Genomic DNA, 13,296 nt, shown 5'->3' on the forward strand with positions numbered 1-13,296 from the left:
ACGTTAGCCGTCGGGTCCGACGTTCTCCGCATCCGCAGCTCAGCTGTGGTGCGGAGGTCCGACGTCAGTCCCGATCGACCTCGATGTCCGGAACGGAGGCGGCGGGCGCGTACTTGCGTTCGAGGGTGCGGAACTGTCTCACCGCCGCGACCGCGTGGTCACGATCGTTGGACTGGATGGCCATCACATTGATGAATTCGTCGTCGGGAATGTCGACTCTGGCCCACATAGCGCCGTCCGGGAAAGACAGGCCACGCACCAGATCCCATTCGATGAGACGCTCCGACAACAGGTTCCGTACCGCGACACCGGCCGGCCCGACGCGAATGCGCGGGCGCGTCAGCACGAGCGCCAGACCTCCCAGAAGGACTCCGATTCCCGCCATCGCGAGCTGGTCGGCGGTCCTGAAGTACACCCCGGTCGGCGACACTCGCAGCAGGACGGCGACGGTCGAGTGCGCCACCACGAGCAGTACCGCGGTCGCGATGGCGTAGCGGGCCGACTTACGCGACTTCACCACCATGTCCCACTCGGCGGACGGTGCGCTGCCGGTCACGTGAACTCCTGATTCGTCCAGGGTTGGCGAAGGTGCTTGAGAGTCAGCGCGGTGTCGATCGCGGCCGCCGTGGCCTGAGCGCCCTTGTCCTCGAACGAACCGGGCAGTCCGGCGCGATCGAGCGCCTGCTGCTCGTCGTTGGTGGTGAGCACACCGTTGGTGACCGGAGTGCCCTCGTCGAGCGAGACACGCGTCAGCCCGGCCGTCACGGCGTCGCACACGTACTCGAAATGTGGTGTGCCGCCACGGATAACGACACCGAGGGCGACGACGGCGTCGTGGTTGCGGGCCAGCGCCTGCGCGACGACGGGCAGTTCGATGGCTCCGGCGACACGGATGACCGTGACGTCCTCGATCCCCGCCGACTCGGCTTTGCGAAGTGCACCGTCGAGCAGCGCCTGGGAGATCTTCTGGTGCCATTGACCGGCCACGATCGCCAGCTTGAGATCACTCGCGCCTGCCAACTGCAGGGTGGGTTCGCCTTCGCCGCTCATGAGGTGGTCCCATTTTCGAAGTCGTCGAGCCCGGTGAGGTCGTGGCCCATGCGGTCGCGCTTGGTGCGCAGGTAGGTGAGGTTCTCGGCGTTGGCGCGCAACGGCATCGGCACTCGCTCGGTCACGTGCAGCCCGTAGCCGTCGAGTCCCACTCGTTTGGCGGGGTTGTTGGTCAGCAGCCGCATCGAGGACACGCCGAGGTCGACGAGGATCTGGGCACCGATTCCGTAGTCGCGCGAGTCGGCGGGGAGTCCGAGCTGCAGGTTGGCGTCGACGGTGTCGGAGCCTGCGTCCTGGAGTTGGTAGGCCTGGAGCTTGTGCAGCAGACCGATGCCGCGACCTTCGTGTCCGCGCATGTACAGCACGATGCCGCGGTCCTCGGCGGCGACCATTTCCAGCGCCGCGTCGAGCTGTGGTCCGCAGTCGCAGCGCAGTGATCCGAACACGTCGCCGGTGAGGCATTCGGAGTGCACTCGAACGAGCACGTCGTTGCCGTCTCCGTCGGGGCCCGCGATGTCGCCGCGGACGAGCGCGACGTGTTCGACCTCGTCGTAGATGCTCTGGTAGCCGACGGCGCGGAAGGTGCCGTGGCTGGTGGGGATTCGGGCGTCGGCGACGCGGACGACGTGCTTCTCGTGCTTGCGACGCCAGGCGATGAGGTCGGCGATGGAGATGAGAGCGAGGTCGTGTTCGTCGGCGAAGACGCGCAGTTCGTCGGTCTGTGCCATCGCGCCCTCGTCCTTCTGGCTGACGATTTCGCAGATGACGCCTGCAGGCCTCAGGTCTGCCATGCGGGCGAGGTCGACGGCCGCCTCGGTGTGGCCGGGGCGACGCAGCACTCCGCCGTCCTTGGCGCGCAGGGGTACGACGTGGCCCGGCCGGGTGAAGTCGTTGGCTCCGGTGTCGGGATCGGCGAGCAGTCGCATCGTGGCCGCCCGGTCGGATGCCGAGATTCCGGTGCCGATGCCTTCGCGGGCGTCGACGGTGACGGTGTACGCGGTGCCGTGCTTGTCCTGATTGGTGGCGAACATCGGTGGCAGGCCGAGCCGGTCGCAGTCCTCACCGGAGAGCGGAACGCAGAGGTAACCGGAGGTGTAGCGGACCATGAAGGCGACCAGTTCGGGGGTGGCCTTCTCGGCGGCGAAGATGAGGTCGCCTTCGTTCTCGCGGTCCTCGTCGTCGACGACCACCACTGCTTTGCCCGCAGCGATGTCCGCAACTGCGCGCTCGATACTGTCGAACCTGGTCACCACGGTGTGCTCCATACGTCTCGGGCCTGGCTCAGCGCCCTGGAAATTCTCCGATGCACCATCGATTGCGTGCACGTCAACAGTACTTACTGTGCGTCGATCGTCTGCAGCCGCTCCACGTACTTGGCGATGACGTCGACTTCGAGGTTGACCGGCGTTCCGACCTCGGCCGTGCCGAGAGTGGTCAGGTCGAGGGTGGTGGGGATCAGGGAGATCTCGAACCAGTGCGCACCGTCGTCGGCACCGAGCCCGGAGACGGTGAGCGAGACGCCGTCGACGGTGATCGAGCCCTTCTCGACGACGTAGCGTGCGACCGAGGTGGGCAGTGCGATGCGCACGACCGTCCAGTTCTCCGACGGGGACCGGCCGATGATGGTCCCGGTGCCGTCCACATGGCCCTGCACCAGGTGCCCACCGAGGCGGCTGCCGAGCGCGGCTGCCCGCTCGAGGTTGACGCGGCTGCCCACATCGAGGGCACCGAGGCTCGAGCGGTTCAGAGTTTCCTGCATGACGTCGGCGGTGAATCCGCCGTCGGGCAGTACCTCGACGACGGTCAGGCAGACGCCGTTCACGGCGATGGAGTCGCCGTGGCCTGCATCCGAGGTCACCACCGGTCCGCGGACGGTGAACCGCGCGGCGTCGGGAAGTTCGTCCTTGGCCACGATCTCGCCGAGCTCTTCGACAATTCCGGTGAACATCTACTTCGCTCCTTCGGGCACGACGCCGATCAGAATGTCGTTGCCGATCATGGTGACTGTCTCCGTGCGGAACCGAATTGCGTCGGCAATTGTTCCGATACCCGCATTCTCCACCGCTGCGGGCCCGCTGCCCAACACGGCCGGCGCGACGTACGCCACGACGCGGTCCACGAGCCCGGCGGCGAGGAACGCTCCGGCCAACGTCGGACCGCCTTCGAGCTGGATGTCGGTGTGCTCGTGCAGAGCATCGATGACGGCGGCGGGATCGTGTGTGTCGAGGAACACCGTGGGTGCGTCGGATCCACGGATTGCCGCGGTCGGGGGTGTCGGCCGCGATCCGACGACGACGCGCACCGGTTGGTGGGGTGCAAGGGTCCCGTCGGGACGTCGTGCGGTCAGGCGCGGGTCGTCGGCCAGTACGGTGCCGGTTCCCACCACGATGGCGTCGAGCTTGGCCCGTTCGGCGTGGACGTGCGCCCGGGACTGCGGTCCGGTGATCCACTGGCTCGTGCCGTCCGCCGCCGCGCTACGGCCGTCCAGGGTGGCGGCATACTTCCACGTCACGTGCGGCCGCCCGGTGCGTTGCTTGTGCAACCAGGCTCGCAGCGGACCCTGCCGCACCTCGGTCTCGCCGGTCCCCTGTTCGACGCGAATGCCCGCCCCTCGCAGAGCTGCCCCGCCGCCCGATGCGAGCGGATTCGGATCGGCCACGGCGTGCACGACCGCCGCGATGCCTGCATCGATCAGGGCCTGTGAGCACGGTCCGGTGCGGCCGGTGTGGTTGCAGGGTTCGAGGGTCACCACCGCGGTACCGCCGCGAGCTCGGTCCCCGGCCTCGGCCAACGCGACGATCTCGGCGTGTGGTCCGCCGGGCGGGCGAGTCGAACCGATGCCGACGACGATGCCGTCGGCATCGAGGATCACCGCGCCGACCGGGGGGTTGGGACTGCTGATGCCCCGGGCGGCTTCGGATGCCTCGACGGCGAGGGCCATGGCGTCCGCGACGGACAGTGCTGCGCCCCGGCCGTTCATTACGACAGGTGGTGTGATGCGCGGGCGGCGCGGGCACGGAGGTCGCGCACGGCGACCGCGGGGTCGGCGGTGTTGTAGACGGCAGATCCGGCCACGAAACAGTCGATTCCGGCCTCCGCGGCCTGCTCGATCGTGTCGGAGTTGATGCCGCCGTCGATTTCCACTATCAGACGGAGATCACCGGAATCGACAAGTGCCCGAACAGCTTTTGCTTTGGAGAGCACCTCGGGCATGAACGACTGTCCGCCGAAGCCCGGCTCCACGCTCATCACCAGCAGGGTGTCGAAGTCGCGCAGGATCTCGAGGTACGGCTCGATGGGTGTTCCGGGCTTGACGGACAGGCCCGCTTTCGCACCCGCGGCGCGGATATCGCGTGCCACGGCTGACGGGTCGTCGGTTGCCTCGGCGTGAAAAGTGACGTTGTACGCCCCGGCCTCGGCGTAGGGCGGAGCCCAGCGGGCCGGGTCCTCGATCATCAGGTGGCAGTCGAGGGGGATGTTCGTCGCCTTCAGCAAGCTCTCCACTACCGGCAGACCCAGGGTGAGGTTCGGCACGAAGTGCGCGTCCATGACGTCGACGTGCAGCCAGTCGGCTCCGGCCACCGCCTCGGCTTCGGCAGCCAGACGAGCGAAATCAGCGGACAGGATCGAGGGGGCAATCATCGGGGAAACCACGATTGACGAGCCTAGCCCAGCCGGTATCGTTCGCCCATGACCACCATGGATTACGCGGCGACGGTGATCGCCGAGTTGCCCGAGGTCACCGAGGGTGTTCGGTACGGCCATCCGGCGTGGTCGGTGGGCAAGAACGTGTTCGCATGGATTCGGCCGTTCAGCAAGGCCGATCTGAAGCGATTCGGCAGCCAGATCCCGCCCAGCGGGCCGATCCTCGCCGTCCGCACCGCTGATCCGAACGAAAAGGAAGCCATCCTCGCAGCCCACCCGCGGACGTGCTTCACCATCCCGCACTTCGACGGGTTCGCCGCCGTTCTGGTCGACATCGACAACACCGGCGACGACGAACTGCGAGAACTGATCGTCGACGGGTGGCTCGTCTACGCCCCGAGAACCGTGGCCGAGACGTTCCTGGCCGGCGACTGATGACATCGGCTTTCCGGTCACATCGGTTTGCTGGTCACATCGGTTTACGCAGCGCCGCCATGAACATCGCGTCCGTGCCGTGTCGGTGCGGCCACAGTTGCACGGACGTACCGTCACCGAGTTGTGGCACGCCCGGCACCAGCTCACGGGTATCGAGCGGCTCGACGCCGTAGCGGCGGATCGCGTCGGCGACGACGGCCGTGGTTTCGGACAGATGCGGCGAGCAGGTCGAGTACAGCACCACTCCACCGGGGCGAACCAGCTCTATTGCCGCTGCCAGCAGTTCTTTCTGCAGCGTCACGAGCGCCGCCACGTCGGAAGGTTGTCGACGCCAGCGTGCTTCGGGCCTGCGGCGCAGGGCACCGAGTCCGGTGCACGGCGCATCGACGAGCACTCGGTCGTAGCCGCCGTCGAGTCCGGACGCTCGACCGTCGACGGTGTGCACCGTCACCGGGAGATCCTTCGTCGTCTTCGACACCAGATCGGCTCGGTGCGGGGTCGGTTCGACCGCGTCGACTATGGCACCGTCGATCTCGGCGATGGCACCGATCAGGGCAGCTTTACCGCCCGGTCCGGCGCACAGGTCCAGCCACCGGCCACCGTCCTCGCCGACGAGCGGCGCCAGAGTGAGCGCCCGGCCGACGAGTTGACTGCCTTCGTCCTGCACTCCGGCCAACCCGTCACGGACGGCGTCGATCTTGCCGGGATCACCGCCGTCGAGGTGCACGGCGTACGGCGAATAGGGCCCCTCTTCTCCCCCGGTGATCAGCGCCAGTTCTTCGGCGGAGATCTCACCGGGCCGGGCGACCAGATGCACCGAGGGGCGCGCGTCGTCGGCCTCGAGGACAGCGGCGAGTTCACCGGCGTCGGCACCGAGTGCATCGGCGAAGGCCTGCGCGATCCACTTGGGATGCGCGTACTCGAACGCCAGGTGACCGACGGGATCGGCCCCCGCCTCGGGCGCAAGTTCGTCGACCCACTGCGCCGCCGTGCGTTCGGACACGCGCCGCAATACGGCGTTGACGAAACCTGCTTTGCCGGAACCGAATTCGGACCGAGCCAGGTCGACCGACGTGGCGACGGCGGCGTGAGGAGCCACCCGGGTACGCAGCAGTTGGTACGAGCCGAGCCGCAGAATGTCGAGTAGTGGTCCGTCGATCTCGGCGGCGGGCCGACCGGCGGCGTGGGCGATCACGGCGTCGAGCACACCACGCGCTCGGGACGCGCCGTACGCGAGTTCGGTGGCCAGTGCCGCGTCGCGTGAGTCCAGCTTGCGCTCTCGCAGCAAACCGGGCAGCACGAGGTTGGCGTAGGCATCCCGCTCGCGAACGGCCTTCAGCACGTCCCTGGCCGCGCGACGGGCCGGATCTATCGCGTCGACGGCACGAGGTCCCCCGCCCTGCGGGGGCCGGTTTCCCTTCGGACCACGCGCACCGGGCGACTTCTTGGTGGTCTTTCGGGCCGGACTCGACTCGCGCTTTCGAGGCCTGTCGGGTTCTGTCATCGCGCTACCGCCGTATCGTCCAGCCGAGCGCCGCGCGCCCAGTCGAGTGCCTTCATGAGCTTCTTGCCCTGCGGTTGAACTTCGCCGAGAACCACTGCCGTCGTACCTGTTCCGACGTGCACGCCGGACTTGCGCACCTCGATCGAACCTGGCGCGAGCGTGTCCTCGGAGTGCTGAACCGGTGAGATCTTGACGCGGAGTTCACCGATCGTCGTCCATGCGCCAGGTGCGGGGGTGACCGATCTGATGTGCCGATCGACGAATGCAGCAGACCGCGTCCAGTCGATGCGTGCGGCGTCGACGCTGACCTTGCTCGCGTAGGAGATCCCGTCCTCGGGCTGCGGATGCGCCGATGCCGTCCCGTCCTCGATCGCGTCGAGGGTGGCAGCGAGTAGGTCCGCTCCGCTCGACGCCAGCCGGGTGAGCAGGTCCCCTGTCGTGTCGGTTGCGCGTACCCGCTCGGTGACGACGCCGAGTACCGGGCCGGTGTCCATTCCCGCGTCGAGCAGGAAGGTGGAGGCACCGGTGATCTCGTCGCCTGCGGCGATGGCGGCCTGTACCGGCGCGGCACCTCGCCATGCGGGCAGCAACGAGAAGTGCAGATTGATCCAGCCGAAGCGAGGGATGTCCAGCACCGGCTGCGGCAGCAGTGCCCCGTAAGCGACCACCGGACACACGTCGGGTGCGAGTTCGGTGAGCTGTGAGACGAAATCCGGATCCGAGGGCTTCGCGGGCGTGAACACAGGGATTTCGTGCTCGTCGGCCAGCTGCCCGACCGGTGACCGCATCGTCTTGCGACCTCTACCGGCAGCGGCGTCGGGCCGAGTCACCACGGCGATCACCTCGTGGCGTTCGGACTCGAGCAGTGCCCGCAGCGACGGGACCGCGGGCTCCGGTGTACCGGCAAAGACGACGCGCACTCGAGCAACTCCCTGGGATGGACGAAAGGATCTCGGGTGTCCATCCTAGGGAGTCGCGAGCACTGCGGACGATTCCGCACCTGCCGGTCACGGCGCGTCGGGGGCGTCGACCGTGTCGTCGGGATCTCGATCGGTCGAACCGTCCTCGGCAAGTATCCGATACAGCGCCCTGCGGGCTTGAGTGAGAATCTCGGCGGCCTGCTCCACCTGTTTCGGTGTGCCCACTCCGGCAACCTGACCGGCTGCGCCCATCAACTGGCCGATCAGCGCCCGCAGATCCCGGGCGTCGACTCCGACGGACTCTGCCACGTCGTCCCACGGGCTGCCCAGGTCGGCACGATGGGCCTCGATGTGCGTTCGACCCTCGTCGGTCAGTGCAGCGGTCTTGCGGCCGGCCACCTTGTCGATGAGAACCAGGCCCTCGTCTTCGAGTTGCGACAGGGCCGGGTAGATGGAGCCAGGACTCGGCTTCCAGGTGCCGTTGCTCTTCTCGGCGATCTGCTGGATCAGTTCGTATCCGTGCATCGGACGTTCCTCGAGCAGCAGGAGGATTGCAGCGCGCACGTCCCCGCGACGCCCTCGCCCTCCCCGACCGCGACCTCGACCGAAATCTGCGTTCGGCCCGAAACCACCGGGACCGAAACCGGGGCGCATGCCTTCCGGTCCCCGTCCGAACGGCCCACCGGCACCGTGCCTGCTCCGTTCACCGTGACCTCTCCTGCCGCGGCCGCGCTCTCGTGGACCGTGATCGTCCGACGGGCCGCGGTCCTCACTCTGCGCGACCCACATCTGGAACGGCGCGCCACGCATGTGTCGACGTGCTCCTGCGCGACGTCCGAATTCGTGTGCGAATCCTTCGATTGCGTAATTCATGTCTTGCTCCTTCGTATCGATTGACATGTCGACGATATATCGACAATAGATCTTTGGCAAGGTCCAGAGGCAACCTCCACGTTTCCCGACTGCGAGGAACGCGCCCCGGACGGCTCACGCTCGCTAGGATGACGCGGTCGGTACGAGCTCTCGTCCAACAGACCGAAACAGCGGCCGGCTCTACCGCGCTCGCGCAACCGCGCTCGCGCACCAACGAGGGAGGCCGTGTGGCCGGATCGACGAGGCGACGCGTGACCGTCGTGCTCGGATGCGTCCTCGTCATCGTCCTGCTCGCCGGCTCCAACGTTCTCGGCCAACGAACCTCCGTACTGATCGACGACATCGCACAGCTCGCGGGAGGTATCACGGCGACGATCGTCTGCTGGCGGACGGCGTCGAGAAGAACGGGCACCGAACGGCAGTGGCGCGTTCTGATGGCCGCCGGAATGGCCTGCTGGAGTGCAGGCATGGCGGTCTGGGCCTTCTATCGATCCGTTCTCGGCATGCCGCTGCCGACCGCGTCCGTCGCCGACGTCGGATTCTTTCTCTTCCCGATCCTCGCCGTGCCTGCCCTGCTGGCCTTCGTCGGCCCGTCGCCCTGGCGGGCTGCCTCGAGTGCACGCCATGTCTGGGTGATGTCGTTGCTCGACGGGGCCGTCGTCGTCGGGTCGCTCTTCGTTCTCTCCTGGGCAACCGTGCTCGGCGCGGTCGTGCATTCGTCGGAATCCGAATCGATCGAGTTCCTGGTGGCGATCATGTACCCCATCACCGACCTGGTACTCGTGGCCATGATCGTGCTGCTCGCCGTGATCCCGAGGATCGCCGCGCGATATCGGACGCAGCTCACCCTGCTCGGCGCCGGAATCCTGATGATGGCGATATCCGACAGCATCTATGCGTATCTCGTCGCCACCGGTGCGGACTTCATGCCGGTTCTGACCGACGGCGGATTCATCGCAGGCACAGCGCTCATCGCCCTCGCGGCCGCTGCCCCGAGGACCGTGGACGACAACCCGGCACCGCGTGACTCGTCGACACACGGCTCGTCGCTGTACGGATCGCAGCCCACCGAGTCGGACTGCACCGAGGCCGTCACCGGCGCGAGAACGCAATTGCTGTTGCCGTACGCACTCATGGGTGCGATCGGGATCGTGTTGGCGATACTGCGTGTGCAGACCGGGGAGCTGGACTCGACCGTGGTGGTACTCGGGGTTGCAGTGGTGTTGCTCTCACTCGTTCGCCAGGTGATCACCCTGGTTCAGAACGACAATCTGCTGCGCAGCCTGACTCGGGCGCAGGCCGAGTTGACGTACCGCGCGCATCACGACGGGCTGACCGGATTGCTCAACCGGTCGTCGTTCGACGAGCACCTTCGAGCGGCGGTGCACGACGCCCGAGCGGGCCGGGGCCGCGCCGTCCTGCTCCTGATCGACCTCGACGACTTCAAGAGCGTCAACGACAGATTCGGACATGGTGGCGGCGACCGACTACTGATCGAACTTGCACGCCGCCTCGACCGATGCGTCGTGGACGGAGTAGTGGCGCGCTTCGGCGGCGACGAGTTCACCGCCCTGGTGTACGCCGACCTCGATGCCGGTCGCGCGACGGCGGTCCGCATCGCCGAGACGATGCGGACCGCCCACGAGATCGACGGCCATTCGGTGTCGGTCGGCGTGTGCGTGGGCGTGGTGCAGATCGGTCAGCTCGACCGCACACCCCACGACACCACGACCGTGGCCGGCTCCGACACCGCCGACGAGGACGAGCTGATGCGGCTGGCCGATCGAGCGATGTACGAGGCCAAACGCGAGGGCAAGGCCGGCATCTACGCCTACGACACCGCGGGTGCACTCACCGCGGTGCCGAGCACCTCCGATCAGGCGACCCTGGGGACCAGGCCGAAAATGGTTGCAGGTGAACCGGATCCGGCTCGGTTGATCGGGCCGCCGACCAGAACGTAGGCACCCGTGGTCGGAATCGACTCCAGATTGGTCAGGTTCTCCAGGCTGATCCGACGCCGGTCGTAGAGCTTGACCGACACCGGATAGGTGTCGTCGTTGCCCAGATCGGGCCCGAAGGTGTCGGTGCCGAGGGCACCTCTTTCGGCTAGCCTGCCCGTGTCGATCAACCACTGTGCTGCCTCCGGAGAGAACCCGGGTTGGTGCGTCACACCGTCCGCGTCCGCGTTGGCGTACGCATCGGTCCCCCAGCGTGACGCCCATCCGGTCCACAGAACGACAGCCGCCCCTGGTGGAATGGCACCGTTGACTGCTTCCCAGTTCTGCAGGTCGGCCACGGTTACGGCGTAGTCGGCGTCGGCCGCCGCCCGATCACGAATGTCGATCTTCACCGCGGGCAGAAACAGATCCTCCGGATCGAGCTGGTCGGCGGTCAGGCCACCTTCCTGGAAGTGCGCGGGTGCGCCCCAGTGCGTGCCGGTGTGCTCGCCCTCCTTGACGTACTGGAGGTAGAAGCCGTCGTCTGCGACGGTGAACGCCGTCTCTAGCGAGAATTCGGGATCGCCGGGAAAGATAGGGGTGAGCGCCGGATCGTTGATGTGCGACAGGGACACGATTCGTAGCAGTCGATCCAACGGAACGACCGGTGTCGGTGGCTGCGCCGAGCCGGTACCGGGCAGGGCGTCGGCGGTGGCAGGTGCGGCCAGACGGGCACCGATCACCACTGCCAAACCTGTTGTCGCACGGCGAAAGAGCTGCCTTCTCTTCATGTCCCCGACCCACCTTTCATCGGCGCCCCGTGCGCCGCCCCGAGGCAACCCTAGGCCACGTCGAGCCGGGACGGCGGAATCAGCCGATTCGAATCGGGTCTATCTGGACCCGCACTCCGCCGCCGAGTTTCTTGGCACTGCGCGATGCCTGCGCGGTGGCCAGTGCCCGCGCCAACGCCGCCCCGGTGCTGCGCGGCACGCGTATCAACAACCGCTGCACATCACCGGGAAGTGCGTCCTCACCACCGCCCGCCGGTGCCCGTTGGCCGTCCGGCAGATCGACCGGACCGAGTATTTCCACCGACTCGGGCAGATCTGCGCTCTCGACCAGCGCGGAGATCGCATCGGTGGTTCCGTCGACGGCCGCAACGTGCACGGCGGGCGGGAACCGTACCTCCACTCGTTCGTCCAACTGACTTCTGGCGTGCCACAGCGGGTCCCAGCGAACCAGTGCCTGCACAGTGGGTATCTCGGACTCGGCGACGACGACCACTCGGCCGCCTGCCGTGCCCGGCCGAACCAAAGCGGCGGCGGTCATCCACCGACGCAGTGTCTCCTCGGCCGCGCGCAGGTCTGCCCGGCCGAGCAGGGCCCAGCCGTCCAGCAAGAGAGCCGCACCGTATCCACCGTCGACCGTCGGCTCGGCACCGACGGTGGACACGACGAGACCGGCACCGGGTCGGACGGCGTCGAGCACGGCGGCGCCTCCCGAGTTGTGAACCGGTACACCGGGAAATGCCCGTCCGAGTTCCTCGGCGGTGCGGCCCGCGCCGATCACGACCGCACGCAGGTTGCGCGATCCGCATACCGTGCACCGATGCGCGGTGTCTGCGATGCCGCACCACGAGCACGTCGGACTCCCTGCTCCGTCGCTCCCCGGGGCCGACGGCAGCGCCAACGGACCGTTGCACCGGCGACACCGAGCCGGATGTCGACACTTCGCGCACGCCAGTGACGGCACATAGCCCCCGCGCGGAACCTGAACCAGCACAGGCGAATCGGCCTTCAGCGCGGCCCGCGCCGCCTCGAACGCGATCGCGGGCAACCGGGCGACACGGGCTGCCGGATCCCGCGCGAGCGCATGGTCCGAGTCGGCCAAGGCCACCACGTGGGGTTGACGCTCACGGACAAGCTCACGTGGAGCCACCAGGTCGTGTGCCCAACCGGAATCCACGAGAGCTTCCGCCTCCGCAGTCCGCGCATGTCCGCCGATGACCACCGCGGCTGCGGAGACGTGCGCTCGCAGCAACGCCACTTCTCGGGCATGCGGATACGGCGAACGGGGCTCGGCGAAACTGTCGTCACCGTCGTCCCAGATGGCGATCATGCCGAGAGTAAACACCGGAGCGAACACGGCGCTTCGTGTCCCCACCACGACGACCGGGCCCGATCGCAGACCACGCAACCATTGCCGATACCGCTTCGCCGGGCCCAAACCGGCCGACAGCGCCACCACCCGGTCGGCACCGAGCAGAGCCGTACAGGCCGTCTCCAGACGATCGAGGTCTCGCTGATCGGGCACCACGACCACCGCAGACCGACCGCCGGCCACGGTCACGGCGGCGGCCTCCGCCAACCGCATCGGCCACAGCTCACCGGGCAACGCCTGCCATACCGCGCGCGGTACGCGTCCCGACGCCAACGCCTCGAGGAAGTTCGAGCCGTGGGTGTAGGCCGACCAGGCTGCCCGGTCGATGTCCGGCTCGGCCGGGGGCTCGACGGCGGGTGTCTGTTCCGCCTCGACTCGGGCGTGGCGAGCCGGGATCGCCAGCCGCAGCACGTCCGCCCTGGTCCCGGCGTATCGATCGGCCACCGCCGCGGCCAGTTCAGCGATCTCCGGAGTCAGAACCTGCTCCGCGGACACCACCCGATCGAGCCAGCCGAGCTTGCCGGAATGCTCGGTCTCGGCCAGTCTGGCCAGCACGAAACCGTCGACCAGCCGGCCCGCGAACCGCACCCGAACTCGGACACCCGGCTGAGCATCATTGCTCACCTCTTCGGGCACGAGGTAGTCGAACTCGCGGTCGAGATGCGGCAGCGGCAACATCGGAAGAATGCGCGCGATCGGGAGATCCGACGCCGCCACCCGCGCTACGCCCGCCACCGCACCTCCTCCTCGATTCTCACCCCACACTCGATGT

Annotated in this window: 13 protein-coding genes; 2 read left to right on the top strand and 11 right to left on the bottom strand. The window is 67.7% G+C overall.

Annotated elements, in window-relative coordinates:
- Window positions 1–64: 64 nt before the first annotated feature.
- The 6 genes from QM615_RS01375 to rpe all read right to left on the bottom strand — a co-directional run bounded on the left by QM615_RS01375 (window position 65) and on the right by rpe (window position 4,704).
- The gene (locus QM615_RS01375; protein ID WP_068050542.1) at window positions 65–523 is read right to left on the bottom strand and encodes a PH domain-containing protein; all 459 of its coding nucleotides are present in this window, start codon (window positions 521–523) and stop codon (window positions 65–67) included.
- A gap of 29 nt (window positions 524–552) precedes the next feature.
- Entirely contained in the window at window positions 553–1,050 is a 498-nt protein-coding gene (gene ribH / locus QM615_RS01380; RefSeq protein WP_032398003.1) for a 6,7-dimethyl-8-ribityllumazine synthase, read from the bottom strand.
- The gene (locus QM615_RS01385) at window positions 1,047–2,300 is read right to left on the bottom strand and encodes a bifunctional 3,4-dihydroxy-2-butanone-4-phosphate synthase/GTP cyclohydrolase II (protein ID WP_149405834.1); all 1,254 of its coding nucleotides are present in this window, start codon (window positions 2,298–2,300) and stop codon (window positions 1,047–1,049) included. The genes ribH and QM615_RS01385 overlap by 4 nt, the downstream gene beginning before the upstream one ends.
- Before the next feature lie 86 nt (window positions 2,301–2,386).
- A complete protein-coding gene (locus QM615_RS01390; protein WP_094670225.1) occupies window positions 2,387–2,998 on the bottom strand; it encodes a riboflavin synthase in 612 nt (203 codons plus the stop codon).
- On the bottom strand, window positions 2,999–4,030 hold the full coding sequence (gene ribD / locus QM615_RS01395) for a bifunctional diaminohydroxyphosphoribosylaminopyrimidine deaminase/5-amino-6-(5-phosphoribosylamino)uracil reductase RibD (RefSeq protein WP_269594158.1): 1,032 nt from the start codon (window positions 4,028–4,030) through the stop codon (window positions 2,999–3,001).
- Window positions 4,030–4,704, bottom strand: coding sequence for a ribulose-phosphate 3-epimerase (gene rpe / locus QM615_RS01400; protein WP_068050536.1), 675 nt, complete (start codon window positions 4,702–4,704; stop codon window positions 4,030–4,032). The genes ribD and rpe overlap by 1 nt, the downstream gene beginning before the upstream one ends.
- 36 nt (window positions 4,705–4,740) lie before the next feature.
- Here rpe and QM615_RS01405 point away from each other — a divergent pair, with 36 nt between their 5' ends.
- Complete coding sequence (locus QM615_RS01405) at window positions 4,741–5,130, top strand: MmcQ/YjbR family DNA-binding protein (RefSeq protein ID WP_283346936.1); 390 nt, start codon at window positions 4,741–4,743, stop codon at window positions 5,128–5,130.
- 34 nt (window positions 5,131–5,164) lie between these two features.
- Here QM615_RS01405 and QM615_RS01410 read toward each other — a convergent pair whose 3' ends face one another.
- From QM615_RS01410 to QM615_RS01420, 3 genes are all read right to left on the bottom strand, one after another.
- Window positions 5,165–6,634 (bottom strand): RsmB/NOP family class I SAM-dependent RNA methyltransferase, encoded by a 1,470-nt coding sequence (locus QM615_RS01410; protein ID WP_269594160.1) that lies wholly within the window; start codon window positions 6,632–6,634, stop codon window positions 5,165–5,167.
- Window positions 6,631–7,554, bottom strand: coding sequence for a methionyl-tRNA formyltransferase (gene fmt, locus QM615_RS01415; protein WP_269594161.1), 924 nt, complete (start codon window positions 7,552–7,554; stop codon window positions 6,631–6,633). Before fmt ends, QM615_RS01410 begins: the two co-directional genes overlap by 4 nt.
- A gap of 87 nt (window positions 7,555–7,641) precedes the next feature.
- The gene (locus QM615_RS01420; protein WP_269594239.1) at window positions 7,642–8,364 is read right to left on the bottom strand and encodes a PadR family transcriptional regulator; all 723 of its coding nucleotides are present in this window, start codon (window positions 8,362–8,364) and stop codon (window positions 7,642–7,644) included.
- Between the two features lie 191 nt (window positions 8,365–8,555).
- Here QM615_RS01420 and QM615_RS01425 point away from each other — a divergent pair, with 191 nt between their 5' ends.
- Window positions 8,556–10,388 (top strand): diguanylate cyclase domain-containing protein, encoded by a 1,833-nt coding sequence (locus tag QM615_RS01425; RefSeq protein WP_283346937.1) that lies wholly within the window; start codon window positions 8,556–8,558, stop codon window positions 10,386–10,388.
- On the opposite strand, the gene QM615_RS01430 is transcribed toward QM615_RS01425, so the two are convergent.
- Together QM615_RS01430 and QM615_RS01435 are read right to left on the bottom strand one after the other, a co-directional pair.
- Window positions 10,304–11,155, bottom strand: coding sequence for a cyclase family protein (locus QM615_RS01430; RefSeq protein ID WP_283346938.1), 852 nt, complete (start codon window positions 11,153–11,155; stop codon window positions 10,304–10,306). The two genes, QM615_RS01425 and QM615_RS01430, sit on opposite strands and share 85 nt — an antisense overlap.
- Before the next feature lie 79 nt (window positions 11,156–11,234).
- Entirely contained in the window at window positions 11,235–13,202 is a 1,968-nt protein-coding gene (locus tag QM615_RS01435) for a primosomal protein N' (protein WP_283347154.1), read from the bottom strand.
- Between the last annotated feature and the right edge of the window lie 94 nt (window positions 13,203–13,296).

It is taken from the genome of Rhodococcus sp. IEGM 1341 (assembly GCF_030056895.1).
Classification (GTDB): Bacteria; Actinomycetota; Actinomycetes; order Mycobacteriales; family Mycobacteriaceae; genus Rhodococcoides.